The sequence below is a fragment of the Kitasatospora sp. NPDC058032 genome (genome assembly GCF_042885845.1).
In the GTDB taxonomy this organism is placed as follows: Bacteria; Actinomycetota; Actinomycetes; order Streptomycetales; family Streptomycetaceae; genus Kitasatospora.
Genome location: NZ_JBHVRK010000027.1, coordinates 73,997 through 99,426, shown reverse-complemented (window position 1 = coordinate 99,426; position 25,430 = coordinate 73,997). Strand labels below are relative to the sequence as shown.

The following is a 25,430-nucleotide window of genomic DNA, read 5'->3' as shown; positions in this document are numbered from 1 at the left end:
CCGCGGAGACCACCACCGTGTGCGACACCCCTGGGGTGTTGTCCACGAAATTGGTGATCAGCCAGTTCAGGTTCTGTGCGGCCTGGCTCATCTGATTCAACTCAACGCTCCTGATGATCTGCGGCGTTGCCGTCGGTCCGGCCCCCGAAACTATCGAACCCGGGCTGCTGGGCACCATGGTGGAAACCGGCCTGGTTGCCCTGGCCCGGGGAACCCTGCGGGCCCTGGCCCCGGTCGGCCTGCGGCTGGGCGCCCGGAGCCTGGCCGGCCGCCTGCTCGGCACCGGCCCGGCGGCCCTGCTGGATGCCGCGGCGCAGGTTGGTGAGCCGGCCGCGGACCTCCTCGGGGGCGCGGGACACCTGGGGGCCGGTCAGCGGGGACGCCTCGGCGGTGCCGGAGACCAGGTTGGCCTGCGGGGTGCGCCGGGGGAGGCCCGACATGGTGACCCCGCTGGTGGACGGCTCGCGGACCTGCTCGGCGCGGCGCCAGCGCTCGTCGTTGGCGGACGGGCGCCACGGGGCGTCACCGGGCTGCGGCTGCTGGGCCTGCGGCTGGGGCTGCTGCGGCCGCTGCTGGGCCTGGGCGGCCTGCGGGGCGGGCGGCTGCTCCTGACGGCCCGGGGCCGTGGTGCCGGGGCGGCGCGGCTGGTACGGCCGGGGCCGGCTCTGCTGCTGGGCCGGACGGCCCTCCTCGCTCGGCGCGCCGGCGTCGGACGGCCCGGTCGGCAGTGCCATCGGCTCCTGGCGGACGGGCTGCTGCTGCACCGGCTGCTGGGGGGCCTGCGGCCGGCCACCCTGCTCCGGACGGCCCGGGTTCGGCATGGTCGGCAGCACCGGCTCCACCAGGCCGAGGCCGAGCGGGTCGCGCGGGTCGATGTCGCTGGCCTCGAACCGGGGGCGGGCGAACTGCTGGGTGCTCTCCCCCGGGGCGGGCTCGGCCGCGGGCAGCGGCGGGGCCGGCTGGACCTTCGGCAGCGGCTGGGTCTGCTGGAGCTGCTGCTGCCGGTCGCCCGGCGCGGGCCGCTGCGGACGGCCGCCCTGGTCCTGCGGGCCCTGGGGACCACCCTGCGGGGTCTGCGGCGGACGGCCCTGGCCGGGGCGCTGACGCTGCGGCAGGCCCTCCTGCGGACGCTCGCCGGGGCGGGCGCCCTGCGGCGCGCCCGGACGGCCCGACTGCTCGGCCCAGCCGTGCTGGGGCTGCTCGCCGCCGCGGGCTGCGGGGACGCCGTCGCCCTGCGGACGCTCCTGACCGCGGCGGGGCAGGCCGCCCGGGCCGCCCTGCTGCGGGGCACCCTGCTGGGGGCCGCCGGGCTGCTGGCCGCGGCGGGGCAGGCCGCCGGGGCCGCCCTGCTGCGGGCCCTGCCGGCCCGGGGCGCGCTGCGGCAGGCCGCCCTGCTGGTTCGGGGCCGGCTGCTTCGGGGCCTGGGAGTTCGGGCCCTGCTGGCCGGGACCGCCCGGTCGGCCGCCCTGCGGCGCCGAGTTCTCGCGCAGCGACTGGCCGACCTGACGCGTCGGCAGTCCGCCGCCCGCGCCGGGGCCGCCCTGGCCGGGCTGACCGTTCTGGCCGCCGGACGGACCGGGGCCGCCCTGGCCGAGCTGCGGCCGGGCCTGCGGGGCGCCGCCCGCCGGAGCCTGGCCGAGCGCCGCCGGACCGCCGGGGCGGCCGCCCTGGCCGGTCGGCACCTGGCGCTGCTGGCGCGGCGTCGGGGTGACCCCGCGCTGCTGCTTCGGCTGGCCGCCCTGGCCGCCCTGGCTGCCCTGGCCGCCCTGGCCGCCGGGACGGCCGGGGCCGCGCCGGTCGGCCGAGTTGGTGACGTCCACCGGGAGCATGACCAGCGCGGTGGTGCCACCGGAGTCGCTGGGACGCAGCTGGATGCGGATGCCGTGACGCAGGGACAGCCGGCCGACCACGAAGAGGCCCATGCGGCGGGAGACGGAGACGTCCACCGTCGGCGGGTTGGCGAGGCGCTCGTTGATCTCGGCGAGGTCGTCGGGGCTGAGGCCGATGCCGGTGTCGTGGATCTCGACGAGCACCCGGCCGTCCGGCAGCGCGTGGCCGGTGACCCGGACGCGGGTCTGCGGGCTGGAGAACGAGGTGGCGTTCTCCAGCAGCTCGGCGAGCAGGTGGACGAGGTCGTTGACGACGCGGCCGGCGACCTCGGCCGACGGCACGGCGGCGAGCTCGATGCGCTCGTACTGCTCCACCTCGGAGGCGGCGGCGCGGAGCACGTCGACCAGCGGGACGGGGCGGGTCCAACGGCGGCCCGGGTCCTCACCGGCGAGGACGAGGAGGTTCTCGCCGTTGCGGCGCATGCGGGTCGCGAGGTGGTCCAGCTTGAAGAGGTTGGCCAGCTGGTCCGGGTCCGCCTCGCGGCTCTCCAGCTCGGAGATGAGCGACAGCTGGCGCTGGATGAGGCCCTGGCTGCGGCGCGAGAGGTTGGTGAACATCGCGTTGATGTTGCCGCGCAGGAGGGCCTGCTCGGCGGCGAGGCGGACGGCCTCGCTGTGCACCATGTCGAAGGCGTGGGCCACGTGGCCGATCTCGTCCGCGGAGTCGACGCCGACCGGCTCGACGGCGACGTCCACGTCGTGCGGGTCGGTCTCGGAGAGCGTCTTGACCAGCTCGGGCAGCCGGCGCTCGGCGACGTCCTCGGCCGCGGCCTGCAGCCGGGTCAGCGAGCGCACCATCGAGCGGGCGATCAGACCGGCGCCACCGAGGGCGACGAGCAGCACGAGCGCGACGGCGGCACCGATGATCAGGGCCTCGGTGTCGGCCTGGGACTGGAGCTCCTGGGCCTTTCCGTCGAGGTCCTCGATGAGCTTGGACTCGATCCGGCGCTCGGCGGCGATCTTGGCGGTGGACTGCTCGTACCAGTCCTTGTAGCTGACGACGTCGCCCTGGTGGATGCCGCCCTGCTGGAGGATCGAGCGCGCGTAGCGGTCGGCCGCGGCGACCACCGAGTTGTAGCTCAGCTGGCCGCGCAGGTTGTCCAGGTCGTGCGAGGTGTAGATGTTGTTGAAGCCGGTCAGCGCGTTGTCGTAGGACGACTTGAGCCGGATGCCGAAGGACTCGTCGCTCAGGCTGAGGTCCGGGCCGCCAGGGTTGGCGAGCGCGGCGCTGATCAGCGCGCGCTGCTGCGAGGTGGAGTTCTTGGCGAGCGAGAACTGCTGCAGGGCGCGGGTCGCGCGGACCAGCTCGCGGTTGTTGGACGCGAGCGCGATGTCCTGGGTGAGCGACAGCAGGTCGCGGATGATCACGTCGTAGGCGGTGATCGTCGCCTGGATGTTCTGGTTGTTCTGGTACGGGTTGCCGCGGGCGTCGGAGACCGAGTTGAGGTCCCTGCGGATCTGGAAGAGCAGCGCCTTGCCGCCGGAGAGTTCGAGGGTCTCGAACTTGTCCGAGGACGCGGTGAAGGTGCGGCTGAGGTCGTCGGTGACCTTGCGGGCGGCGACGATGTCGTCGTCCAGCGGCGCGTTGGGCTTGGCGGTGATCGGGCCGGCGCTGATGTCCCGCTCGTTCTGCAGGGCGTTGGCGAGGTCGGTCGCCTTCTTGGCCAGGTCGGAGAGGTTGGCCATCTGGGCCAGTTGCTGCGAGGTTTCGAGCGAGGTCTGGATGCGCAGGCCACCGAGGACCAGCGCGACCAGCACCGGGAGTGCGAGCAGCGCGATCAGCTTGCTGCGGATCCGCCAGTTGCGCATGGCGAGGCGGCTCATGCCCTTGGCGCGTCGGCGGGTCAGGGAGCTGCGGAGCTTGCCGCGGGTCGACTTGCGCTCCTTGCCGTCCTCCTCCGGCCGGCCGATCACATCGGGTGCCGGTTCGGCCGGGCCGCCGGGGGCCGCCGCCTGCTGGGGGGCTGCCGCGGGCTCATGCGACTCCGGGTCACCCGCGGCGCCGCTACCCCTTTTGAAACGTCCCTGCACTGGCGTCGCAACCTCTGGACCGGGCGTCCCGCCGCGTCGCCGCGGTCTGGACGGTGTCGAGTTTCCATCCGCCCCCGGCCGGTCCGGGAGAGCGGGTCACCGGGGTGGACAGCTCCCTACCCACGGTCCGTGGCATTCCAGCACAGCCGGGGAATCCCAACAAGGGCGGACGGGGCACATCGGACGGCACTACTCACCGCGCGCGACAACTCACCGACTGTGTGGCAAACGGACCGGAATACCGCCTTTTTCGGACACTCGCCGGATGCATGCCAAGCCGACCCGAGATCAACGGGATGGGTGGAGCTTCGGGTATGCCCGATATTTCCGATATGCCGGTAAAGGTCGATGAAGCGATATGTCGGATATCAGAGATATGTTCTGCGATTTGTGACGAAAATCACAGATGAATGTGTAGCTTTGGTCACGGTGACTGTGGAAAGAGATCCGTAACCTTGCTGTATCCGGCGCACGGCCCCGATCAGCCTGCCCAGAATCTCCCCGAATCACTCAGGCCGGTCGCCGATCGTGGTCGGTCGCCCGGCCGCGACCAAGAGGTGCTGACGAGATGTCCCAGGCGACGACCGCCCAGTCCACGCCGACCAGCCACTCCACGGCCAACCCGCGCCGGACGACGCTGGCCTCGGTCGAGGACTTCGGCCAGATTCCCGGCGCCCGCAGGGCCGAGGACGTCGCGACCTTCGCGACCGAGCTGCCGGCCTCCACCGCCAACCCGCGCCGCACCCGGCTGATGACCGCCCCGGCGGTGAACGTCCCGCAGAACTGAGGCGTTCCGCGCACGCCACGACAGGCGCCGTCACCCCGGTGACGGCGCCTGTCGTCGTGCGGCGGGCCAGGTCAGGGCCCGCGCGATAGCCTGGGCAGCGATCGAGCGGGGCCGGGGTCGAAGGGGCCGCGGTTCCCGCCAGCGCCCGGGGCGCGCCCCGGGCGGCCGTCGAAGCGAGGGGTAGCCCAGCCGTGCGCATTGCCAGGTTTTCCGTCCGGGAAGGGAGCCCTGCCGCCGGCAGCGTCTCCTTCGGTGTGGTCGAGGGCGACCCGGCCCGGCCCGAGTCGCTGGTGGTCCACGCCCTGGCCGGCCACCCGTTCGGCCAGCCCCAGCCGACCGGCGAGAGCTACCGCTTCCAGGACGTCCGGCTGCTCAGCCCGATGCTGCCCAACAAGATCGTCGCGGTCGGCCGCAACTACGCCGCACACGCCGCCGAGCTGGGCAACGCCGTCCCGGACGTCCCGCTCACCTTCTTCAAGCCGTCCACCTCGGTGATCGGCCCGACCGAGAGCATCGCCTACCCGCCGTTCTCCTCGGACGTCCAGCACGAGGCCGAACTCGCCGTGGTGATCGGCCGGATGTGCCGTGAGGTGCCGCTGGAGCGGGTCCCCGAGGTGATCCTCGGCTACACCTGCGCCAACGACGTCACCGCCCGCGACGTCCAGCAGCGCGAGGGCCAGTGGGCCCGCGCCAAGGGCTTCGACACCGCCTGCCCGCTGGGCCCGTGGATCGAGACCGACCTCGACCCGTCGGACCTCGCCATCACCTGCACGGTCAACGGCGAGCTCCGGCAGACCGGCCGCACCTCGCTGATGGTCCGCTCGGTCGCCGAGCTGATCGTGCACATCTCCGAGGCGATGACGCTGCTGCCGGGCGACGTCGTCCTCACCGGCACGCCCGCCGGGGTGGGGCCGATCAACGTCGGCGACGAGGTCGCCGTCACCGTCGAGGGCATCGGCACCCTCGCCAACAAGGTGGTCAAGCGTGGCTGACGCGCCGGCCGTACGGGTGCGCTTCTGCCCGTCCCCGACCGGCAACCCGCACGTGGGCCTGGTCCGCACCGCGCTGTTCAACTGGGCCTTCGCCCGCCACCACGGCGGCACGCTGGTCTTCCGGATCGAGGACACCGACGCGGCCCGCGACTCCGAGGAGTCCTACGAGCAGCTGCTCGACGCGATGAAGTGGCTCGGCTTCGACTGGGACGAGGGGCCGGAGGTCGGCGGCCCGCACGCGCCGTACCGCCAGTCCTTGCGGATGGACGTCTACGCGGACGTCGCCCGCCGACTGCGCGAGGCCGGCCACGCCTACCACTGCTACTGCTCCACCGAGGAGCTGGACGCCCGCCGCGAGGCGGCCCGCGCGGCCGGGAAGCCGTCGGGCTACGACGGCCACTGCCGCGACCTGACGGACGAGCAGGTCGCCGTCCACCGGCTCGAGCGTCGCGAGCCGATCCTGCGCTTCCGGATGCCGGACACCACCATCGCCTTCGACGACCTGGTGCGCGGCACGCTCTCCTTCGAGCCGGAGAACGTCCCCGACTACGGCATCGTGCGGGCCAACGGTGCGCCGCTCTACACCCTGGTCAACCCGGTGGACGACGCCCTGATGGGCATCACCCACGTGCTGCGCGGCGAGGACCTGCTCTCCTCGACCCCGCGCCAGATCGCGCTCTACGCCGCGCTCGCCGACATCGGCGTCGGCGACGGCGGCACCCCGCGCTTCGGCCACCTGCCGTACGTGATGGGGGAGGGCAACAAGAAGCTCTCCAAGCGCGACCCGCAGGCCTCGCTCAACCTCTACCGGGAGCGCGGCTTCATTCCCGAGGGCCTGCTCAACTACCTGTCGCTGCTGGGCTGGTCGCTCGCCGAGGACCGCGACGTCTTCACCGTGGACGAGCTGGTCGCGGCCTTCGACATCGGCAAGGTCAACTCCAATCCGGCCCGCTTCGACCTGAAGAAGTGCGAGGCGATCAACGCCGAGCACCTGCGCCGGCTGGCCCCGGAGGACTTCGTCCGCCGCCTGGTGCCCTATCTGCAGGCCCCGGGCCTGCTGCCGGCCGAGCCGAGCGACGCGCAGCTGGAGCTGCTGGCGAAGGTGGCGCCGCTCACCCAGGAGCGGATGGTGGTGCTCGGCGAGATCGTCGGCATGGCCGGCTTCCTGTTCGCGGCGCCCGAGGACTTCGCCGTGGACCCGGACGACGCCGCCAAGGTGCTCACCGCGGACGCCCGGCCGGTGCTGGAGGCGAGCGTCCGGGCCCTGGAGGGGCTCGGCGACTTCGCCCCGGAGCCGATCCAGGCCGCGCTGCGCGAGGCGCTGGTGGAGGGCCTGGGCATCAAGCCGAAGTTCGCCTTCACCCCGCTGCGGGTGGCGGTGACCGGCCGGCGGGTCTCCCCGCCGCTGTTCGAGTCGATGGAGCTGCTCGGACGCCCCGAGACGCTGCGCCGGCTGACCGCCGCGCTGGCGGCCCTCCCGGCGGCCTGAACCCGCCCGCGGGCCCGGTCACCGGCCGGGCCCGCGGCCTCCCCGGACGTCACCGGACGGCCCCCTGCCCGCTGCCTGGGGTTATCGATTTTGGAGCGGGGGCGGACGTCGGGTAATGTTCTTTCTGCGCCGCCCGGGAGGGCAACGGCGAGGGAGCGGAAGCCCCACGCCGGAGCCGGAGCGGAAGGCGCGAGCTGGAGTGCGGCCCGACTGGGGTTCAACTCTGGTGGGGTATGGTGTAATTGGCAGCACGAGTGATTCTGGTTCATTTAGTCTAGGTTCGAGTCCTGGTACCCCAGCGCAGTACCGCGGTCCATCCGGGCCGTACAATTCAAGAACAAGCCCCCGTTGTGTAGCGGCCTAGCACGCTGCCCTCTCACGGCAGTAGCGCCGGTTCGAATCCGGTCGGGGGTACTGGTTCCGCAAGGAACCGCCTGGAAAGCCCCCGTTGTGTAGCGGCCTAGCACGCTGCCCTCTCACGGCAGTAGCGCCGGTTCGAATCCGGTCGGGGGTACTGATCTCGCAAGAGGTCGACCAGGAGCCCCCGTTGTGTAGCGGCCTAGCACGCTGCCCTCTCACGGCAGTAGCGCCGGTTCGAATCCGGTCGGGGGTACCGAGGCAAGAAGCCGATGGGCCTGCTCATCGGCTGATTGCTTTGTTGGGGTATGGTGTAATTGGCAGCACGAGTGATTCTGGTTCATTTAGTCTAGGTTCGAGTCCTGGTACCCCAGCCAGATAGAGAAGGCCCCGGTTTCCCGGGGTCTTTTGCGTTTTCCCGGACCCGGGAATTCCACCGACCCGAAGGGCCCCGCTCGGCATCGAGCGGGGCCCTTCTCGGTCGTGCGATGGGGGAGTGGGGGATCGGAGGACGGGGGAAGGGGCGAGCGGGGCGTGGGTCAGCTGCGGCGCAGGGCCTCGGTGAGCCGGTTGGCGGCCTCGATGATGGCCTGCGCGTGCAGCCGGCCCGGGTGGCGGGTCAGGCGCTCGATCGGCCCGGAGACCGAGACGGCGGCCACGACGCGGTTGGAGGGGCCGCGGACCGGCGCGGAGACGGAGGCCACGCCCGGCTCCCGTTCGCCGATCGACTGGGCCCAGCCGCGCCGCCGGACGCCGCTGAGCGCGGTGGCGGTGAACCGGGCGCCCTGCAGACCGCGGTGGAGCCGCTCGGGCTCCTCCCAGGCCAGCAGGACCTGGGCGGCCGAGCCGGCCTTCATCGGCAGGGTGCTGCCGACCGGGACGGTGTCCCGCAGACCGGAGAGCCGCTCGGCGGCCGCGACGCAGATCCGCATCTCGCCCTGCCGGCGGTAGAGCTGTGCGCTCTCGCCGGTGACGTCGCGCAGGTGGGTCAGGACCGGGCCCGCGGTGGCGAGCAGCCGGTCCTCGCCCGCCGCGGCGGAGAGTTCGGACAGACGGGGGCCGAGGATGAAACGTCCCTGCATGTCCCTGGTGACCAGGCGGTGGTGTTCGAGTGCGACGGCGAGTCTGTGGGCCGTGGGGCGCGCCAGACCGGTGGCGGCGACCAGCCCCGCCAACGTGGCGGGGCCCGACTCCAGTGCGCTCAGCACCAGAGCGGCCTTGTCGAGCACGCCGACGCCGCTAGAGTTGTCCATGCCCTAAGACTGCAGTCTCATTCCGCGAGACGCAAGTTCAATCTTCCGCGAAAAGCGCCACTCTGGATGCAGCAGCCCGGGAGAAGTCCAGGATGCGGCCCCGTCGAGGCGTCCGCATCGTGGACACCGATCCGGCGTGCAGGCCGCGCGACGCGTGCCGCACGGGGCGGCGACAGCTTTGACCTCGACGACACGAGAAGGCCGGCAACGCGGCCGGCTGGAGGGAACCCGATGGGACGGACACTCGCAGAGAAGGTCTGGGACGACCACGTCGTGCGGCGCGCGGAGGGCGAGCCCGACCTGCTCTTCATCGACCTGCACCTGCTCCACGAGGTGACCAGCCCGCAGGCCTTCGACGGCCTCCGGCTGGCCGGGCGCACGGTCCGCCGCACCGATCTCACGATCGCCACCGAGGACCACAACACCCCGACCCTGGACATCGACAAGCCGATCGCCGACCCGGTCTCCAGGGTCCAGCTGGAGACCCTGCGCAGGAACGCGGCCGAGTTCGGCGTCCGGATCCACTCGCTGGGCGACGTCGAGCAGGGCGTGGTGCACGTGGTCGGCCCGCAGCTGGGCCTGACCCAGCCCGGCACCACCGTGGTCTGTGGCGATTCCCACACCTCCACCCACGGCGCCTTCGGCGCGCTGGCCTTCGGCATCGGCACCAGCCAGGTCGAGCACGTGCTGGCCACCCAGACCCTGCCGCTGGCCCCGTTCCGGACCATGGCGATCACCGTCGAGGGCGAACTGCCCGAGGGCGTCACCGCCAAGGACCTGATCCTGGCGATCATCACGAAGATCGGCACCGGCGGCGGCCAGGGCTACGTCCTGGAGTACCGCGGTTCGGCGATCCGCGGCCTCTCCATGGAGGCCCGGATGACCGTCTGCAACATGTCCATCGAGGCGGGCGCCCGGGCCGGCATGATCGCCCCCGACGAGACCACCTTCGCCTACCTCAAGGGCCGCCCGCACGCCCCGCAGGGCGAGGACTGGGACGCCGCGGTCGAGTACTGGAAGACCCTGGGCACCGACGAGGACGCGGTCTTCGACCACGAGATCTTCATCGACGCCACCGAGCTGACCCCGTTCGTCACCTGGGGCACCAACCCGGGCCAGGGCGCCCCGCTCGGCGCCAACGTGCCGGACCCGGCGTCCTTCGCCGACCCGCAGGAGCGGACCGCCGCCGAGAACGCCCTGGCGTACATGGGCCTGGAGGCCGGCACCCCGCTGCGCGAGGTCGCGGTCGACGCGGTCTTCGTCGGCTCCTGCACCAACGGCCGGATCGAGGACCTGCGCGCCGCCGCCGACCTGCTGCGCGGACGCCGGATCGCCGACGGCGTGCGGATGCTGGTCGTCCCCGGCTCCGTCCGGGTCGCCCTGCAGGCCGTCGAGGAGGGCCTGGACAAGGTGTTCACCGCCGCCGGCGCCGAATGGCGGCACGCGGGCTGCTCGATGTGCCTGGGCATGAACCCCGACCAGCTGGCCCCCGGCGAGCGCTGCGCCTCCACCTCGAACCGCAACTTCGAGGGCCGCCAGGGCAAGGGCGGACGCACCCACCTGGTCTCGCCGCAGGTCGCCGCCGCGACCGCCGTCCTGGGCCGCCTGGCGGCCCCCGCCGATCTGGTGGCGGACGCCGCCGTGGAGGTCTGAGCAGCATGGAGAAGTTCACCACCCACACCGGCCGGGCCGTGCCGCTGCGCCGCAGCAACGTCGACACCGACCAGATCATCCCCGCCCACTGGCTCAAGAAGGTCACCCGTTCCGGTTTCGAGGGCGGGCTGTTCGAGGCCTGGCGCAAGGACGAGTCGTTCGTCCTGAACCGGCCCGAGCGCCAGGGGGCCACCGTCCTGGTGGCCGGCCCCGAGTTCGGCACCGGCTCCTCCCGTGAGCACGCCGTCTGGGCGCTGCAGAACTACGGCTTCCACGCGGTGATCTCCTCGCGCTTCGCCGACATCTTCCGTGGCAACTCGCTGAAGAACGGCCTGCTGACCGTGGTCCTCCCGCAGGAGACCGTCGAGCGGCTGTGGGAACTCACCGAGGCGGACCCGACCGCCGAGATCACCGTCGACCTGGAGGCCCGCGAGGTGCGCGCCGAGGGCATCACCGCGTCCTTCGAACTGGACGACAACGTGCGGTGGCGGCTGCTCAACGGCCTGGACGACATCAGCATCACACTGCGGAACGAGGCCGACATCGCCGCGTTCGAGGCCCGTCGCCCCTCGTTCAAGCCGCGTACCCTGCCAGTGGCCTGAGATCCCGTTCTGAACAAGCATTCTGACGAACCGCCGGATGGCCCGCTCCCCCTCGGGGGGGCGGGCCATCCGCCGTTCCGGGGCGCGAGTTGTGCCCGCCCGCCGCCCCCGGATTGGGGATTCGGTTTTGCGACAGAGGGCCCCGCAGCATGCACAACTGCGCGTAGATGGCACAATCAGTGCATGCACCGGCACCATGAACCTCCGTACGCGGGCGGCGAACCCGCGTCACCGGAGTCCACGGGCCGGGGATCCGAACGCCGAATTGACGATCGGCCGGAGGCCGCAACCTCACCTGCTGAGGGGCCGGACGACCTGGAAGTCGCAGCGCTCTTCGCGCTTGTGGCCGAGCGGTTGAAGCAAGCTCACGACCGCGTGCATGCGCTGAACGTGTCTGCCGATGCAAAGACCGCTCTCACCCGTCAACTGCTCATCGTCACGGAGACCGCCAAGCGCGATCTTCCGGAGGCGGCGCGGCGGTTGAGTCGCTTTGTGCAGGACCTCGACGAGGGGCGCCCGCCCGTCGACTGAGGTCGCCGACGCGCAAATCCATTGCGACACTAGGGTGATTCGCGCGTTTGGTAATTGAAAGTCCGCAGATACATACCTAACGTGCGAAAAGAACGGATGGAATCATCCGGCGCCCGTTTCCGAAGGGGAAGACGTGAACAAGGCTCAGCTTGTCGAAGCGGTGGCCGAGCAGCTGGGCGGTCGCAAGGCTGCCGCAGAGGCCGTCGACGCAGTGCTCGACACCATGGTGCGCGCCGTCGTGGCCGGCGACCGCGTTTCGGTCACCGGTTTCGGCACCTTTGAGAAGGTGGAGCGCTCCGCGCGCTTCGCCCGCAACCCGCAGACCGGTGAGAAGGTCAAGGTCAAGAAGACCTCGGTGCCCCGCTTCCGTCCGGGCCAGGGCTTCAAGGACCTGGTCAGCGGCGCCAAGAAGCTGCCGAAGGAAGGCCCCTCGGTGAAGAAGGCGCCCAAGGGCTCCCTCACCCCGGGCAAGAGCGGCGTCGCCGCGACCCCGGCCGCCAAGCGGGCCGCCACCAAGCGTGCCGCCACGGCCGCTGCCGCTGCCGCCGCGACCCCGGCCAAGAAGGCCGCCGCCAAGAAGGCGACCGCCACCAAGGCCGCCGCCACCCCGGCGAAGAAGACCACGGCCGCCGCCAAGAAGGCGACCGCCACCAAGAAGGCCACCACCACCGCCGCCGCGAAGAAGACCACCGCGACCGCGACCAAGAAGACCGCCGCGGCCGCCAAGAAGACGGCGACCACGGCTGCCGCCAAGAAGACCACCGCGACCGCCAAGAAGGCGACCGCCACGGCCAAGAAGACGGCGCCGGCGAAGAAGACCGCCACCCGCAAGACCACCGCGCGCAAGACCTCCGCCAAGTAGTCCCCGCGGGTCCTCGCCGGACGGCCTTCGAGAGCCGTGGCGTCGCCCTCTCCCCGGAATTCCGGGAAGGGCGGCACCACGGCTCTCCGCCTTTTCCGGGATTTCCCGGCGGCGGGACCGCGGACGGTGCGCGGCGGCGGCGCGGGGTCAGTCCGCGGCCGGGTCCGGGAAGGTCTGCAGCGTCAGGAAGACCACCCGGCGGGCCTCGCCGGCGCCCTCGGTGCGGATCCGCACGCGCTGGCCCGGGCGCAGCAGCCGCAGACCGCCGGCGTCGAAGGCGGCCGCGTCGAACGGCACCGGGGTCCCGTCGTCGAGCAGCACGGAGCCGGCCCGGGTGGCGGGGTCGAAGGTGAACGCGGTGGCCTGCATGGCAGCAGCATAGCGAGGGCCTCCGACAGCGGCCCCCGTCGTCTCAGCGGGGCCGCCGCGGCGACAGGTAGCCGAGCCGGGCCGCCAGCGCACGGGTGTGCGGGCCGACGCCGAGCGCCAGCGCCTGCGCCAGGTCCTCCCCGGTGTCGACGTCCCGGCGGACCGATTCCACGTCGGGCAGCCGCAGTTCACGGGCGCCGCCGGCCGCGTGCCGGGCACGTGAGCCGTCCCCGAACGCGGGGGCGAGCGGGCTGCCCGGGGCGCAGGCCAGCAGGGTGGTGCCCAGCCCCGGGGCGTCCGGCAGGAAGGCCCGGCCGGTCGCGGGCACCGCGCCCAGCACCCGGCCCAGCTCGGCCGGGCGCAGCGCCGGCAGGTCCGCCGAGAGCGCGGCCAGCGGCGCGCGGGGCGCGAGGACCAGCGCGGCCGCCGCGCCGTGCGCCAGGGCCTCGTTGAGCCCGTCGCCGGGTTCGTCGTCGACCACCAGGGCGCCGAGCGCGGCCAGCCGGTCGCCGGCCGCGGTGTCCCGGGTGACCACCAGGACCCGGCCGACCTCCGCCGTGGCCAGCGCGGCGGTGACGGTGTCCAGGGCGAAGGAGAGTGCGAGGTCCGGGCGGTGCGGACCGGCGAACGGGGCCAGTCGGGACTTGGCCCGGTCGAGCCGCTTGAGCGGCAGCACCAGCGACCAGCCGGCGGCGGGTGCGGGGGGCGCGACGGGCTCGCTGGGGCGTACGGTGTCCTGGGTCATCGGCGTCATTGTGACGCTGGTCCCGGAGCCCTCGCCAGGCCGTCCGAACTGTGCGGACGTGCGTTTGATCACGCCCGAGCGGCGGGTGGGCGGGGTTGCTCGACAGCCGGTGAGCGGTCGGGCGAGACTGTTCCGCGCCCGCGCCCCGAGAGGTCGTGGAAGCGAGATCGACCGCGGCACCCCAGCGTGCCGCCCGGATGAGGAGGACCTGGGGTGGCCCGCCGCTCGAACGCCGGCTTCGGCAACGCCGACTACGGCTTCTGGTACCGCTTCGCGGCCGTGCTGGTGAAGCCGGTGACGACCGCCCTGGTCAAGCCGGACTGGCGGGGCTGGGAGCACCTCCCGAAGGAGGGCGGCTTCATCGCCGCGGTCAACCACAACTCGATCATCGACCCCGTGGTGTACGCGCACTGGCAGTACAACAGCGGGCGGCCGCCGCGGATCCTGGGCAAGTCCTCACTGTTCTCGGTCCCGTTCATCGGGTTCATGCTCCGCAAGACCGGCCAGATCCCGGTGTTCCGCGAGTCGACCGACGCCGCGCAGGCGTTCCGGGCCGCCATCGACGCCGTCGACCGGGGCCAGTGCGTGCAGTTCTACCCGGAGGGCACGCTCACCCGGGACCCGGACCTGTGGCCGATGACCGGCAAGAGCGGCGTCGCCCGGGTGGCGCTGATGACCGGCGCGCCGGTCATCCCGGTCGCCCACTGGGGCGCCCACGAGATCATCCCGCCGTACGGCAGGGGCGCTTCGGGCAAGGGCAAGTTCAACCTCTTCCCGCGGCACCGGGTGACGGTGGCGGCCGGTCCGGCCGTCGACCTCAGCAAGTACCGGGGGCAGGAGCTGACCGCCCAGGTGCTCAGGGACGCCACCGAGGACATCATGGCGGCGATCACCGCCGTGCTCGCCGACATCCGCGGCGAGGAACCGCCCGCCGAGCGGTACGACATGAGGGAGGCCGCGCGGAAGCGGGCCGCCGCCGCGGCCGCCCGCCGACCGGGCCGGGCCGTGGGCACCGACGAGAACGGGGAGGGCGCCAAGTGACCCGCTGCGCCGTGTTCGGCACCGGCTCCTGGGGCACCGCGTTCGCGATGATCCTCGCCGACGCCGGTTGCGAGGTGACCCTCTGGGGCCGCCGCCAGGAGCTGGTGGACGCCGTCAACGCCACGCACAGCAACCCGGACTACCTGCCGGGCCTGCGGCTTCCGGACTCCGTCCGGGCCACCACCGACCCCGCCGAGGCGCTGGCCGGGGCGGACTTCGCGGTGCTGGTGGTGCCCTCGCAGACGCTGCGCGAGAACCTGGCGGCCTGGGCGCCGCTGCTGGAGCCGAAGACCGTCCTGGTCAGCCTGATGAAGGGCATCGAACTCGGCACCGTCAAGCGGATGAGCGAGGTCGTCGCCGAGGTCGCCGGCGTCGGTCCGGAGCGGATCGCCGTGGTCAGCGGGCCGAACCTGGCCCCGGAGATCGCCAACCGGCAGCCGGCCGCCAGTGTGGTCGCCTGCACCGACGAGGCGGTCGCCAAGCGGTTCCAGGCGGCCTGCCACACGCCGTACTTCCGGCCCTACACCAATACCGACGTGATCGGCTGCGAGCTCGGCGGCGCGGTCAAGAACGTGATCGGCCTGGCGGTCGGCATGGCCGACGGCATGGGGCTGGGCGACAACACCAAGGCGACGCTGATGACCCGCGGGCTCGCCGAGACCACCCGGCTGGGTCTGGCGCTCGGCGCCGACCCGTACACCTTCGCCGGGCTGGCGGGCATGGGCGACCTGGTGGCGACCTGCTCCTCGCCGCTCTCCCGCAACCACACCTTCGGCACCAACCTGGGCCGGGGCATGTCGCTCGCCGAGACCATCGCGGCCACCCGGCAGACCGCCGAGGGCGTCAAGTCCTGCGAGTCGGTGCTCGACCTGGCCCGGCGCAACGGCGTCGACATGCCGATCGTCGAGGCGGTGGTGGACGTCGTCCACAACGGCCGGCCCACCCAGGAGGCGCTGCGGGCGCTGATGTCCCGCTCGGCCAAGCCCGAACGGCGCTAGCGGCCGTCCTGGACCGGTCCGGGACCGGTCGAGGACCCGTCCCGGGTCGGTCGCGAGGAGGTCACGGGCCTCGGGGTACTCTCGGTCGCGATATGAGCATCGAACAGACCTCCCAGAACCCGTCCGCGAAGCCGCGGGTCGCCGTCGTGTTCGGCGGCCGCAGCTCCGAGCACGCCATCTCGGTCTCGACCGCGGGCAGCGTGCTGAAGGCGATCGACCGCGACACGTACGAGGTGCTGCCGATCGGCATCACCCACGAGGGCCGCTGGGCGCTGGTCAGCGACGAGCCGGCCCGGATGGCCATCACCGACGGCCGCCTGCCGGACGTCGACCACGTCGCCGAGTCCACCGAGGGCCAGGTCGCGCTGCCGGTCGGCCCCGGCAGCCGCGAGGTGGTCTGGAGCGAGCCCGGCGCCGCGCCCAAGGTGCTCGGCGAGGTGGACGTGGTCTTCCCGCTGCTGCACGGGCCGTGGGGCGAGGACGGAACCCTGCAGGGCCTGTTGGAGCTCTCCGGGGTGCCCTACGTCGGCAACGGCGTGCTCGCCAGCGCCGCGGGCATGGACAAGGAGTTCACCAAGCGCCTGCTGGCCTCGCACGGCCTGGGCGTCGGGCGGTACACGGTGGTCCGGCCGCGCGAGTGGGAGAGCGAGGAGGGCCGTGCCGCCGTCCGCGAGCGCGCCTCGGTGCTGGGCCTGCCGCTGTTCGTGAAGCCCTGCCGGGCCGGCTCCAGCATGGGCATCACCAAGGTCAAGGACCTCTCCGACCTCGATGCCGCGATCGAGGAGGCCCGCCGGCACGACCCCAAGCTGATCATCGAGGCCGGTGTGTCCGGCCGCGAGATCGAGTGCGCGGTGCTGGAGTTCGAGGACGGCCCGCGGGCCAGCGTCCCGGCCGAGATCCTGGTCGGCGGCGACTACGAGTTCTACGACTTCGAGGCCAAGTACATCGACTCCTCCGAGGTCCGCATCCCGGCCGAGCTCTCCGCCGAGGAGACCGCCGAGATCCGCCGGCAGGCGATCGCCGCCTTCGAGGCGCTCGGCTGCGAGGGCCTGGCCCGGGTCGACTTCTTCCTGCTGGACGACGGCGGCTGGATGGTCAACGAGGTCAACACCATGCCCGGCTTCACCCCGATCTCGGCCTACCCGAAGATGTGGGAGGCCAGCGGGCTGTCGTACCCGGAGCTGATCGACCGGCTGCTGCGGGCGGCGCTGCGCCGCTCGACCGGCCTGCGGTAACCGCGCACGGACGGACGCAGGGCGGCCCCGGAGCCCCGGGACCGCCCTGCGCGTGCGTCGGGGCGCGGTCAGGGGATGTTGGCCTTGACCACGTCGGAGAGCGCGGCGGCGGCGTCCAGCGGGTTGGCGGCGGCCCCGCCGGGGACGGTCACCTCGACGAAGGCGGCGCGCTGGGTGGCGGTGAACCGGTAGCCGCCGTCGGAGAGCTGCTCCGGCCACCAGGTGACGTCGTTGACCGTCGGCGAGATCTCCGCCTGCTTCTCGTCGACCAGTCCCTCGGGGTGCGGCACGCCGCAGCGCAGTACGATCCGCGGCGAGGCGGCCCAGGCGGCGACGTATGGGGAGGCCGGGGAGGGGTCCTTGCGGGCGTGGCCGAGGAGTTCCTGCGGCAGGGCGGCGGCGAGCGCCCGGCAGTACTCGGCGGCCTTGCCCCGGGGCTCGGGCGTCTCGACCTTGGGGTCGAGGGGCGCGCTCCAGCTGCCGATCAGCACCACGACGGTGCAGGCGAGCGCGGTCGGCACCGCCAGCCACCGGACGGGGGCCGGCAGTGCCGCGAGGAAGCGGGGGGCTCGGAGTTGTCGGGTCACCCGCCGATGGTAAGCGCGTCTTACAGATGGACGACGGGACAGGTGAGGGTTCGGGTGATGCCCTCGACCTGCTGGACCTTGGCGACCACCAGGCGACCGAGGTCGTCCACCGTGTCCGCCTCGGCCCGGACGATCACGTCGTACGGGCCGGTGACGTCCTCGGCCTGGATGACTCCGGGGATCTTGGAGATGGACTCGGCAACGGCGCTGGCCTTGCCGACCTCGGTCTGAATCAGGATGTAGGCCTGTACCACGGGGACCTCCCGGCGGCTGGGTTCGGGGATCACCGCCGTGATCGCCCGGTGGGGCGCGGGGTGGGGGAACGGGGTCACGGCAGACTGATCACCACGCTACCTCCCGGCGGGCCGGGGAGGGGAGACCCGTGCGCCCTCGAAGGGCGTACGCTGCGCGCGGAGGCGGCGTGACCGCAGGACGTACGCGCCCGGCCGGGCGCAACCGAGAGGACGGCAGATGCAGGGGACCGTGGGCGAGCTCGGCGAGTTCGGACTCATCAGGGAGCTGACCGCCCGGGTACCGCTCACCGACGCGGTCGACCTCGGCCCGGGTGACGACGCCGCCGTGGTGAAGGCCCCGGACGGCCGGGTGGTGGCCACCACGGACGTGCTGATCGAGAACCGGCACTTCCGCCGGGACTGGTCCACCGCCTACGACGTGGGCCGCAAGGCGGCCGCGCAGAACCTCGCCGACGTGGCCGCGATGGGCGCGGTGCCGACCGCGCTGCTGCTGGGCCTGGTCGCGCCGGCGGACCTGCCGACCACCTGGGCCACCGAGCTGATGGACGGGCTGCGGGACGAGTGCCAGGTGGCCGGAGCGACGGTGGTCGGCGGGGACGTGGTGCGCGGGGACACCATCACGCTGGCCATCACGGCGCTCGGGGACCTTCAGGGGCGCGCGCCGGTGACGCGCGCCGGTGCCCAGGTGGGTGATGTGGTCGCGGTCACCGGCTGGCTCGGCTGGTCGGCGGCCGGCCTGACGGTGCTGCAGCGCGGCTTCCGCTCGCCGCGGGCCTTCGTCGAGGCGCACCGCCGCCCGGAGCCGCCGTACCACGCGGGCCCGGCCGGGGCGGGGCTGGGCGCCACCTCGATGATCGACGTGAGCGACGGGCTGGTCGCCGACCTCGGGCACGTGGCCGGGGCGAGCGGGGTGGACATCGACCTGCGGGCGGCCGACTTCGACGTGCCGGCGCAGATGGCGGACATCGGCCAGGCGGTCGGGGTCGACCCGCTCGTCTGGGTGCTGTCCGGCGGTGAGGACCACGCGATCGTCGCGACCTTCCCGCGCGGGGTCCAACTGCCCGCCCGCTGGCGGGTGGTGGGCGAGGTCGTCGGCCGGGCGCGGGTGGCCCGCGGCGGCCGGGTGACGGTGGACGGCGAGGCCTGGGACCGGGTCGGCGGCTGGGACCACTTCGCGGAGTGACGACCGGCCCGCGCCGGGCGGTGGCTGGCGGCCGTCCGGCCGGGGAGTGCGTAGGCTTGGCCCACGGCCCGGCCGCCCTTTCTGCACGCGGGTGGTCTGGACCATTATGGTCTGAACCACTTCGAGCGGGAGAGTCCACCACCATGCGAATCGGAGTCCTGACCAGCGGCGGCGACTGCCCCGGCCTGAACGCGGTGATCCGTTCCGTGGTGCACCGGGGCACCGATGTGCACGGCGACGAGATCGTCGGCATCGAGGACGGCTTCCTCGGCCTCATCGAGGGCCGCACCCGCCCCGTCTCGCACGACGACGTCACCGGCCTGCTCACCCTCGGCGGCACCATCCTCGGCTCGGCCCGGGTGCAGCGCGAGCGGATCCAGTGGGCGGTGGAGAACGCCAAGACCCTCGCCCGGGACATCGGCATCGACGCGCTGATCGCCATCGGCGGCGAGGGCACCCTCACCGCCGCCCGGATGTTCAGCGAGGCCGGACTGCCGGTGGTCGGCGTCCCCAAGACCATCGACAACGACATCGACGCCACCGACGTCACCTTCGGCTTCGACACCGCGGTGCACGTCGCGACCGAGGCGATCGACCGGCTCAAGACCACCGCCGAGTCCCACCAGCGCGTCATGGTCGTGGAGTTGATGGGCCGTCACACCGGCTGGATCACCCTCACCGCCGGCATGGCGGGCGGCGCGCACGGCATCCTGATCCCGGAGAAGCCGTTCGACATCGAGGCGGTGGCCCGGATGGTCGAGGACCGGTTCGCCCGCGGCAAGAAGTTCGCCATCATCGCCGTCGCCGAGGGGGCCTCCCCGATGCCCGGCACCATGCGCTTCGACCACGGCGAGGTGGACCGGTTCGGGCACCGGACCTTCGGCGGGATCGGCAACCGCCTCGCCCACGAGCTGGAGAACCTGCTCGGCAAGGAGGCCCGCCCGGTCATCCTCGGCCACGTCCAGCGCGGCGGCACCCCCACCGCCCGGGACCGGGTGCTCGCCACCCGGTTCGGCTGGCACGCCGTGGAGGCCGTGCACCGGGGCGAGTTCGGCCACTTCACCGCGCTGCGCCGCAACGACATCCGGATGGTGCCGATCGCCGACGCGGTGACCACGCTCAAGACCGTCCCCGAGGACCACTGGGTGGAGTCCGAGGCGGTGCTGTGACCGCGTAGGTTGGGCGCATGTCTTCCACCGCACCTCCCCGCGTTCTCACGGTCGCCGGCTCGGACTCCGGCGGCGGCGCCGGCATCCAGGCCGACCTCAAGGCGATGCTCGCCCTCGGCGTGCACGGCATGAGCGTGATCACCGCCGTGACCGCGCAGAACTCGCTCGGCGTCCAGGGCTACTGGGAGCTGCCCGCCGAGGCCGTCCGCGCCCAGTTCCGCAGCGTGGTCGACGACATCGGCGTCCAGGCCGTGAAGACCGGCATGCTCGCCTCGATCGAGCTGGTCGAGACCGTCTCCGAACTGCTGGCCGGGGTCGGCGCCCCGGTCGTGGTCGACCCGGTCGGCGTCTCCAAGCACGGCGACGCGCTGCTCGCCGCCGAGGCCGTCGCCACCGTCCGGGAGAAGCTGCTCCCGGTCGCCACCCTCGCCACGCCCAACCTGCACGAGGTGACGCAGCTCACCGGCCGGGTGGTCGAGGACGAGGCGCAGATGCTGGACGCCGCGAAGGCGCTGCTCGACCTCGGGCCGCGCTGGGTGCTGGTCAAGGGCGGGCACCTGCCCGGCGAGGCGGCCGACCTGCTGTACGGCGGGGCCGGCGAGGAGCACTGGTACCGGGCGCCGCGCTACGACAACCGGCACACCCACGGCACCGGCTGCACCCTGGCCAGCGCGATCGCCGCCGGCCTGGCCAAGGGCGAGGCGCTGCCCGAGGCGGTGGCCTCGGCGAAGGAGTACATCACCGGGGCGATCGCCGGCGGCTTCGCGCTCGGCGCCGGCATCGGACCGGTCGACCACGCCTGGCGCTGGCGCTGAGGCACCGCGCAAACGCCTGTGGGCGGGCCCGAGGGCCCGCCCACATCGGGTCGGTCGATGCCGGAACAACAGAAAGCCGGTTCACCCGAGGATGAACCGACTCACTGGAGGACCGGCATACCGGTCTGCGCGTCAGCGCGAGACCTTACCGGCCTTGATGCACGAGGTGCAGACGTTGAGCCGCTTCGGCGTCCGCCCAACCACAGCGCGCACCGTCTGGATGTTGGGGTTCCAGCGACGGGGGGTACGGCGGTGCGAGTGGGAGATGCTGTTGCCGAAGCCCGGCCCCTTGCCGCAGACGTCGCAGTTGGCAGCCACAGGAGTCACTCCAAGACTTCAGATCATTTACATGAGACAACCCCGCCAGACCAGCGGAGCACTCGCGTGAACCGAACCGGACCAAGGGGTGAGCCTGAACCTGTTCCAGGCAACCGGAAGAGCATACAACGCTTGCTTCCGTTCAACGAAACTACCATGACCGGCCAGGTGATCGCTCCGGCCGTCGTGTCCGCCGCCGCCTCCCGGCCCCCGATAACCTGCCGGTACGACCCCTCGCCGTTCACTCTCAGGCCATCACGGCGTCCCATCTCCGGAGGAGACCTGGTGCTGCACACGCTCGACGCCCCGGCCGTGCGCAGCTGGTGCCAACTGGCGCTGCGCGCGCTGGGCCAGGCCCGCGAGGAGATCGACGCACTCAACGTCTACCCCGTCCCGGACGGCGACACCGGCACCAACCTGTACCTGACCGTGGAGTCGGCGGCCGCCGAGGTGGAGAGCCGCTTCGCCGACCCGGGCCCCGGTCCGGCGCCCGGCCTGGCCGAGACCGCCCGGGCGATGGCCCGCGGCGCCCTGGTCGGCGCGCGCGGCAACTCCGGGGTGATCCTCGCCCAGTGGCTGCGCGGCGCGGCCGAGAGGCTCGCCGACGGCGGCGGCGCCGACCAGCTGCGGGCCGCCCTCCAGCGGGCCGCCGACGCCGCCTACCAGGCCGTCGCCGAGCCGGTCGAGGGCACCCTGCTGACCGTCGCCAGGATCGCCGCCCGGGAGGCCGGCCGGGCCGGCGACGGGCTCGGGCAGGTCGCCGAGGCCGCCCACCGGGCCGCCCGCGACGCACTGCGGCAGACCCCCCGGCAGCTCGCCGTGCTCGCCGAGAACGGGGTGGTGGACGCAGGCGGCCGCGGTCTGGTCGCCGTCCTCGGGGCGCTCGCCGACGCGGTGGCCGGCCACCAGCCGATGGGGCCGGTCGCGCTGCGGGGCGACGTCCGGTCCGTGGAGAGCTGCGAGGCGCACGTGCGCCCGCCCGGCCCCGGGTACCCCGCGTTCGAGGTGATCTACCTGCTGGACGCGCCCGACGAGGCGCTGCCCGCGCTGCGGACGCGGCTCGGCGAACTCGGCGACTCGCTGGTGGTCGGCGGCGGCGACGGCCTGTGGAACGTGCACGTCCACGTCGACGACGCGGGCGCCGCCGTGGAGGCCGGGGTCGAGGCCGGGCGCCCGCACCAGATCCGGATCACCCACTTCGCCGAGGCCGCCGCCCGCTCCGGCGCCGCCGCCGACCGCGGCGAGCCCGAGCGGCCGGCCCGGGCGGTGCTCTCGGTGGTCTCCGGCGCGGGCCTCGCCGAACTCTGCGAACAGGCCGGCGGGGTCGTCCTGCACGCCGAGCCCGGCCGTCCGCCGGCCAGCGCCGAACTCGCCGCCGCGGTGCGCCGGGCCGCCGCCCGCGAGGTGGTGCTGCTGCTCAACGACCCCGAACTGCGGGCCGCTGCCGGGGCCGCCGCCGACCAGCTGCGCGAGGAGGGCGTGCGGATCGCCGTGCTGCCCACCCGCTCGCCGGTCCAGGGCCTGGCCGCGCTCGCCGTGCACGAGGCCGGGCGGCGCTTCGACGAGGACGTGGTCGCCATGACCTCCGCGGCCGGCGCCACCCGGTACGCCGAACTGGCCGTCGCCGAGGGCGAGTCCTGGACCATGGCCGGGGTCTGCCAGGCCGGCGACGTGCTCGGCCTGATCGACGGGGACGTCGCGGTGATCGGCGCGGGCCTCGCCGAGGTCGGCGCGAGCGTGCTGGACCGGATGCTCGGCGGGGGCGGCGAACTGGTGACCCTGGTCCTCGGCGAGGGCGCCCCCGAGGGCCTCGCCGAGGGCCTCGTCGCCCACGCCCGGCACAGCCGGCCCGAGGTGGACGCGGTGGTCTTCCACGGCGGCCAGGAGTCGGCGCCGCTGCTGATCGGCGTGGAGTGAGCGCCCGGATTGTCGGTCCGGTGGTGTAAACAGGGGCCTTGATGGGCGCTCTCGATGAACCACTGACCAAGCTCGTCGGCGACCGGACCGCCAAGGTGCTCGCCGACAGCCTCAAGCTGCGCACGGTCGGGGACCTGCTGCACCACTATCCGCGCCGCTACGTCGAACGCGGCCAGCTCACCAGTCTGGACGAGCTGGAGATCGACGAGCACGTCACCGTGCTGGCCCGGATCGAGAAGGTCACCCTGATCCCCTTCCGGGGCCGCAAGGGCGACCGCCTGGAGGTGGTGGTCACCGACGGCCGCAGCCGGCTCTCGCTGGTCTTCTTCAACCAGGGCTGGCGGCAGAAGGAGCTGCGGCCCGGGACGCAGGGCCTGTTCGCGGGCAAGGTCGGGGTGTTCAACCGGGCCCGCCAACTGGCCTCGCCCGACTACCAGCTGCTCGACGAGGCGGACGGCGACAACGCCGCCGCGCAGTTCGCCGGACGGCTGATCCCGGTCTACCCGGCCAGCGCCCAGATGCCCAGCTGGAAGCTCTCGCTCTGCGTGGAGACGGCGCTCACCAAGCACCTGTCCGACGTCGGCGAGCCGCTGCCCGCCGAACTGCGCGAGCGGCACGGGCTGATCGCGCTGCCCGAGGCGCTCGAACTGATCCACCGGCCGCGCCACCAGGCCGACCGCGAACGCGCCCAGGAACGGCTGCGCTGGGACGAGGCGTTCGTCCTGCAGGTCGCCCTCGCCCAGCGCCGGGCCGCCGACTCCGCGCTGCCCGCCAAGCCGCGCGAGGCCCGTCCGGACGGCCTGCTGGACGCCTTCGACGCCCGGCTGCCGTTCACCCTGACCGAGGGCCAGCGGAAGGTCGCCGCCGAGATCGCCGCCGACCTCGCGAGCGACCACCCGATGCACCGCCTGCTGCAGGGCGAGGTCGGCTCCGGCAAGACCATGGTGGCGCTGCGCGCCATGCTCGCCGTGGTCGACGCCGGCGGGCAGGCGGTGCTGCTGGCGCCCACCGAGGTGCTCGCCCAGCAGCACCACCGCTCCATCGTCGAGATGATGGGCGACCTCGCCGAGGGAGGCCTGCTCGGCGGGTCCGACCTGGGCACCCGGGTGGTGCTGCTCACCGGGTCGATGGGCGTCCCGGCCCGGCGCCAGGCGCTGCTCGACATGGCCTGCGGGGACGCCGGCATCGCGATCGGCACCCACGCGCTGATCGAGGACAAGGTGCAGTTCCAGGACCTCGGCCTGGTGGTGGTCGACGAGCAGCACCGCTTCGGCGTCGAGCAGCGGGACGCGCTGCGGGCCAAGGGCGAGCAGCCGCCGCACCTGCTGGTGATGACGGCCACCCCGATCCCGCGCACGGTCGCGATGACCGTCTTCGGGGACCTGGAGACCTCCGTCCTGGACCAGCTGCCGGCCGGCCGCTCGCCGATCTCCACCCATGTGGTGCCGGCCGTCGAGAAGCCCAACTTCCTGACCCGCGCCTGGGAGCGGGTCCGCGAGGAGGTGTCCAAGGGCCACCAGGCGTACGTGGTCTGCCCGCGGATCGGCGACGAGGAGCCCGACGAGCCGAAGGGCGGCAAGGGCGGCAAGGGCGCGAAGCGCGGGCGCCGCGCCGAGGACCTGGAGGAGCTGCTGGACGACGCGCCCGACGAGGGCGCCGCGGCCGAGGGCGACCGGCGGCCCCCGCTCTCGGTCGTGGAGACCGCCGCCCGGCTGACCGGCGGCCCGCTGGCCGGGCTGCGGGTGGAGATCCTGCACGGGCGGCTCGCCCCGGAGGCCAAGGACGAGGTGATGCGCCGGTTCGCGGCCGGCGAGGTGGACGTGCTGGTCGCCACCACGGTGATCGAGGTCGGCGTCAACGTCCCCAACTCCACCGCGATGGTGATCATGGACGCGGACCGGTTCGGCGTCTCCCAGCTGCACCAGCTGCGCGGCCGGGTCGGCCGCGGCTCCGCCCCCGGGCTCTGCCTGCTGGTCACCGACATGCCGGCGGCCAGCGCCGCCCGCGCCCGGCTGGACGCGGTGGCGGGCACCCTGGACGGCTTCCAGCTGTCCCGGATCGACCTCGAACAGCGCCGCGAGGGCGATGTGCTGGGCCAGGCGCAGTCCGGCGTGAAGTCCTCGCTCAAGGTGCTCTCGGTGCTGGAGGACGAGGAGGTCATCGTCACCGCCCGCGCCGAGGCCACCCGGCTGGTCGCCGAGGACCCGGACCTCGCCGCCCACCCGGACCTGCGCACCGTCCTGGAGAGCCTGCTCGACGAGGACCGCGCGGCCTACATGGAGAAGGGCTGAGGAGCCCTTCGGCCGGGCCCGATTGTCAGACCCCCGGGAGAGAATGAAGGTGTTCAGGGCGC

Annotated in this window: 22 protein-coding genes, 5 tRNA genes and 1 pseudogene; 20 read left to right on the top strand and 8 right to left on the bottom strand. The window is 73.1% G+C overall.

Going from position 1 to position 25,430, the window contains the following annotated elements; all coding sequences use genetic code 11:
• Together ACFVUH_RS31420 and ACFVUH_RS31415 are read right to left on the bottom strand one after the other, a co-directional pair.
• Nucleotides 1-91 (bottom strand): annotated as a pseudogene (locus ACFVUH_RS31420) (roadblock/LC7 domain-containing protein); the annotation flags it as partial.
• A 10-nt stretch (nucleotides 92-101) separates the two neighbouring features.
• Nucleotides 102-3,803, bottom strand: a complete 3,702-nt coding sequence (locus ACFVUH_RS31415) for a nitrate- and nitrite sensing domain-containing protein (protein WP_387916747.1) — start codon at nucleotides 3,801-3,803, stop codon at nucleotides 102-104.
• A 685-nt stretch (nucleotides 3,804-4,488) separates the two neighbouring features.
• Here ACFVUH_RS31415 and ACFVUH_RS31410 point away from each other — a divergent pair.
• The 8 genes from ACFVUH_RS31410 to ACFVUH_RS31375 all read left to right on the top strand — a co-directional run bounded on the left by ACFVUH_RS31410 (nucleotide 4,489) and on the right by ACFVUH_RS31375 (nucleotide 7,922).
• Nucleotides 4,489-4,707, top strand: a complete 219-nt coding sequence (locus tag ACFVUH_RS31410; protein ID WP_355369706.1) for a hypothetical protein — start codon at nucleotides 4,489-4,491, stop codon at nucleotides 4,705-4,707.
• Nucleotides 4,708-4,898: 191 nt separating this feature from the next.
• Entirely contained in the window at nucleotides 4,899-5,699 is an 801-nt protein-coding gene (locus ACFVUH_RS31405; protein WP_380285293.1) for a fumarylacetoacetate hydrolase family protein, read from the top strand.
• Nucleotides 5,692-7,188, top strand: a complete 1,497-nt coding sequence (gene gltX / locus ACFVUH_RS31400) for a glutamate--tRNA ligase (RefSeq protein ID WP_387916745.1) — start codon at nucleotides 5,692-5,694, stop codon at nucleotides 7,186-7,188. The genes ACFVUH_RS31405 and gltX overlap by 8 nt, the downstream gene beginning before the upstream one ends.
• A 227-nt stretch (nucleotides 7,189-7,415) precedes the next feature.
• Nucleotides 7,416-7,487: transfer RNA gene (locus tag ACFVUH_RS31395), tRNA-Gln, on the top strand.
• A gap of 42 nt (nucleotides 7,488-7,529) precedes the next feature.
• A tRNA-Glu gene (locus tag ACFVUH_RS31390) sits at nucleotides 7,530-7,602 on the top strand.
• A gap of 27 nt (nucleotides 7,603-7,629) precedes the next feature.
• Nucleotides 7,630-7,702: transfer RNA gene (locus ACFVUH_RS31385), tRNA-Glu, on the top strand.
• A gap of 26 nt (nucleotides 7,703-7,728) precedes the next feature.
• Nucleotides 7,729-7,801 (top strand) — tRNA-Glu (locus tag ACFVUH_RS31380).
• 46 nt (nucleotides 7,802-7,847) lie between these two features.
• Nucleotides 7,848-7,922, top strand: a tRNA-Gln gene (locus tag ACFVUH_RS31375).
• Between the two features lie 162 nt (nucleotides 7,923-8,084).
• On the opposite strand, the gene ACFVUH_RS31370 is transcribed toward ACFVUH_RS31375, so the two are convergent.
• The gene (locus ACFVUH_RS31370) at nucleotides 8,085-8,798 is read right to left on the bottom strand and encodes an IclR family transcriptional regulator (protein ID WP_030306825.1); all 714 of its coding nucleotides are present in this window, start codon (nucleotides 8,796-8,798) and stop codon (nucleotides 8,085-8,087) included.
• 231 nt (nucleotides 8,799-9,029) lie between these two features.
• Between ACFVUH_RS31370 and leuC the strand changes: the two genes are divergently transcribed.
• The 4 genes from leuC to ACFVUH_RS31350 all read left to right on the top strand — a co-directional run bounded on the left by leuC (nucleotide 9,030) and on the right by ACFVUH_RS31350 (nucleotide 12,446).
• Nucleotides 9,030-10,451, top strand: a complete 1,422-nt coding sequence (gene leuC, locus ACFVUH_RS31365; protein ID WP_387916743.1) for a 3-isopropylmalate dehydratase large subunit — start codon at nucleotides 9,030-9,032, stop codon at nucleotides 10,449-10,451.
• A gap of 5 nt (nucleotides 10,452-10,456) precedes the next feature.
• Nucleotides 10,457-11,053: a 3-isopropylmalate dehydratase small subunit gene (gene leuD / locus ACFVUH_RS31360; RefSeq protein ID WP_355369697.1), complete on the top strand. Its 597-nt coding sequence runs from the start codon at nucleotides 10,457-10,459 to the stop codon at nucleotides 11,051-11,053.
• A gap of 183 nt (nucleotides 11,054-11,236) precedes the next feature.
• Complete coding sequence (locus tag ACFVUH_RS31355; RefSeq protein WP_387916741.1) at nucleotides 11,237-11,584, top strand: hypothetical protein; 348 nt, start codon at nucleotides 11,237-11,239, stop codon at nucleotides 11,582-11,584.
• Between the two features lie 133 nt (nucleotides 11,585-11,717).
• Nucleotides 11,718-12,446: an HU family DNA-binding protein gene (locus tag ACFVUH_RS31350; protein ID WP_387916739.1), complete on the top strand. Its 729-nt coding sequence runs from the start codon at nucleotides 11,718-11,720 to the stop codon at nucleotides 12,444-12,446.
• 147 nt (nucleotides 12,447-12,593) lie between these two features.
• Here ACFVUH_RS31350 and ACFVUH_RS31345 read toward each other — a convergent pair whose 3' ends face one another.
• A complete protein-coding gene (locus ACFVUH_RS31345) occupies nucleotides 12,594-12,815 on the bottom strand; it encodes a hypothetical protein (RefSeq protein ID WP_093860412.1) in 222 nt (73 codons plus the stop codon).
• 43 nt (nucleotides 12,816-12,858) lie between these two features.
• The gene (gene cofC / locus ACFVUH_RS31340; RefSeq protein WP_355369693.1) at nucleotides 12,859-13,560 is read right to left on the bottom strand and encodes a 2-phospho-L-lactate guanylyltransferase; all 702 of its coding nucleotides are present in this window, start codon (nucleotides 13,558-13,560) and stop codon (nucleotides 12,859-12,861) included.
• Between the two features lie 213 nt (nucleotides 13,561-13,773).
• Between cofC and ACFVUH_RS31335 the strand changes: the two genes are divergently transcribed.
• The 3 genes from ACFVUH_RS31335 to ACFVUH_RS31325 all read left to right on the top strand — a co-directional run bounded on the left by ACFVUH_RS31335 (nucleotide 13,774) and on the right by ACFVUH_RS31325 (nucleotide 16,834).
• On the top strand, nucleotides 13,774-14,601 hold the full coding sequence (locus ACFVUH_RS31335) for a lysophospholipid acyltransferase family protein (RefSeq protein WP_355369691.1): 828 nt from the start codon (nucleotides 13,774-13,776) through the stop codon (nucleotides 14,599-14,601).
• A complete protein-coding gene (locus ACFVUH_RS31330; RefSeq protein ID WP_387916737.1) occupies nucleotides 14,598-15,599 on the top strand; it encodes an NAD(P)H-dependent glycerol-3-phosphate dehydrogenase in 1,002 nt (333 codons plus the stop codon). The genes ACFVUH_RS31335 and ACFVUH_RS31330 overlap by 4 nt, the downstream gene beginning before the upstream one ends.
• Before the next feature lie 92 nt (nucleotides 15,600-15,691).
• On the top strand, nucleotides 15,692-16,834 hold the full coding sequence (locus tag ACFVUH_RS31325) for a D-alanine--D-alanine ligase family protein (RefSeq protein WP_355369687.1): 1,143 nt from the start codon (nucleotides 15,692-15,694) through the stop codon (nucleotides 16,832-16,834).
• Nucleotides 16,835-16,902: 68 nt separating this feature from the next.
• Here the strand turns inward: ACFVUH_RS31325 and ACFVUH_RS31320 are convergent, their stop codons facing one another.
• Nucleotides 16,903-17,421: a DUF3515 family protein gene (locus ACFVUH_RS31320; RefSeq protein WP_355369685.1), complete on the bottom strand. Its 519-nt coding sequence runs from the start codon at nucleotides 17,419-17,421 to the stop codon at nucleotides 16,903-16,905.
• Nucleotides 17,422-17,441: 20 nt separating this feature from the next.
• Entirely contained in the window at nucleotides 17,442-17,675 is a 234-nt protein-coding gene (locus ACFVUH_RS31315) for an Lrp/AsnC ligand binding domain-containing protein (protein ID WP_355369723.1), read from the bottom strand.
• Nucleotides 17,676-17,892: 217 nt separating this feature from the next.
• Between ACFVUH_RS31315 and ACFVUH_RS31310 the strand changes: the two genes are divergently transcribed.
• The 3 genes from ACFVUH_RS31310 (at nucleotide 17,893) to thiD (ending at nucleotide 20,842) form a co-directional block, all read left to right on the top strand.
• Nucleotides 17,893-18,858 carry a thiamine-phosphate kinase gene (locus ACFVUH_RS31310; protein ID WP_355369683.1) on the top strand — a complete coding sequence of 322 codons (966 nt, stop codon included), beginning with the start codon at nucleotides 17,893-17,895 and terminating at the stop codon, nucleotides 18,856-18,858.
• 143 nt (nucleotides 18,859-19,001) lie between these two features.
• A complete protein-coding gene (locus tag ACFVUH_RS31305) occupies nucleotides 19,002-20,027 on the top strand; it encodes a 6-phosphofructokinase (protein WP_387916735.1) in 1,026 nt (341 codons plus the stop codon).
• A 17-nt stretch (nucleotides 20,028-20,044) separates the two neighbouring features.
• Nucleotides 20,045-20,842 carry a bifunctional hydroxymethylpyrimidine kinase/phosphomethylpyrimidine kinase gene (thiD, locus tag ACFVUH_RS31300; RefSeq protein WP_387916733.1) on the top strand — a complete coding sequence of 266 codons (798 nt, stop codon included), beginning with the start codon at nucleotides 20,045-20,047 and terminating at the stop codon, nucleotides 20,840-20,842.
• Between the two features lie 132 nt (nucleotides 20,843-20,974).
• Here thiD and rpmB read toward each other — a convergent pair whose 3' ends face one another.
• Entirely contained in the window at nucleotides 20,975-21,160 is a 186-nt protein-coding gene (gene rpmB / locus ACFVUH_RS31295; protein ID WP_073813963.1) for a 50S ribosomal protein L28, read from the bottom strand.
• 285 nt (nucleotides 21,161-21,445) lie between these two features.
• Here rpmB and ACFVUH_RS31290 point away from each other — a divergent pair, with 285 nt between their 5' ends.
• A complete protein-coding gene (locus tag ACFVUH_RS31290) occupies nucleotides 21,446-23,077 on the top strand; it encodes a DAK2 domain-containing protein (RefSeq protein WP_355369677.1) in 1,632 nt (543 codons plus the stop codon).
• A 41-nt stretch (nucleotides 23,078-23,118) separates the two neighbouring features.
• A complete protein-coding gene (gene recG / locus ACFVUH_RS31285) occupies nucleotides 23,119-25,368 on the top strand; it encodes an ATP-dependent DNA helicase RecG (protein WP_387916731.1) in 2,250 nt (749 codons plus the stop codon).
• The last annotated feature ends 62 nt before the right edge of the window (nucleotides 25,369-25,430 follow it).

Bases quoted from the DNA above. Each gene is read 5' to 3' on its own strand.
- ACFVUH_RS31355 (WP_387916741.1), top strand. From the start codon at position 11,237: ATGCACCGGCACCATGAACCTCCGTACGCGGGCGGCGAACCCGCGTCA.
- recG (WP_387916731.1), top strand. From the start codon at position 23,119: ATGGGCGCTCTCGATGAACCACTGACCAAGCTCGTCGGCGACCGGACC.
- ACFVUH_RS31310 (WP_355369683.1), top strand. From the start codon at position 17,893: ATGCAGGGGACCGTGGGCGAGCTCGGCGAGTTCGGACTCATCAGGGAG.
- ACFVUH_RS31325 (WP_355369687.1), top strand. From the start codon at position 15,692: ATGAGCATCGAACAGACCTCCCAGAACCCGTCCGCGAAGCCGCGGGTC.
- thiD (WP_387916733.1), top strand. From the start codon at position 20,045: ATGTCTTCCACCGCACCTCCCCGCGTTCTCACGGTCGCCGGCTCGGAC.
- ACFVUH_RS31345 (WP_093860412.1), bottom strand. From the start codon at position 12,815: ATGCAGGCCACCGCGTTCACCTTCGACCCCGCCACCCGGGCCGGCTCC.
- cofC (WP_355369693.1), bottom strand. From the start codon at position 13,560: ATGACCCAGGACACCGTACGCCCCAGCGAGCCCGTCGCGCCCCCCGCA.
- leuC (WP_387916743.1), top strand. From the start codon at position 9,030: ATGGGACGGACACTCGCAGAGAAGGTCTGGGACGACCACGTCGTGCGG.
- ACFVUH_RS31410 (WP_355369706.1), top strand. From the start codon at position 4,489: ATGTCCCAGGCGACGACCGCCCAGTCCACGCCGACCAGCCACTCCACG.
- leuD (WP_355369697.1), top strand. From the start codon at position 10,457: ATGGAGAAGTTCACCACCCACACCGGCCGGGCCGTGCCGCTGCGCCGC.
- ACFVUH_RS31370 (WP_030306825.1), bottom strand. From the start codon at position 8,798: ATGGACAACTCTAGCGGCGTCGGCGTGCTCGACAAGGCCGCTCTGGTG.
- ACFVUH_RS31305 (WP_387916735.1), top strand. From the start codon at position 19,002: ATGCGAATCGGAGTCCTGACCAGCGGCGGCGACTGCCCCGGCCTGAAC.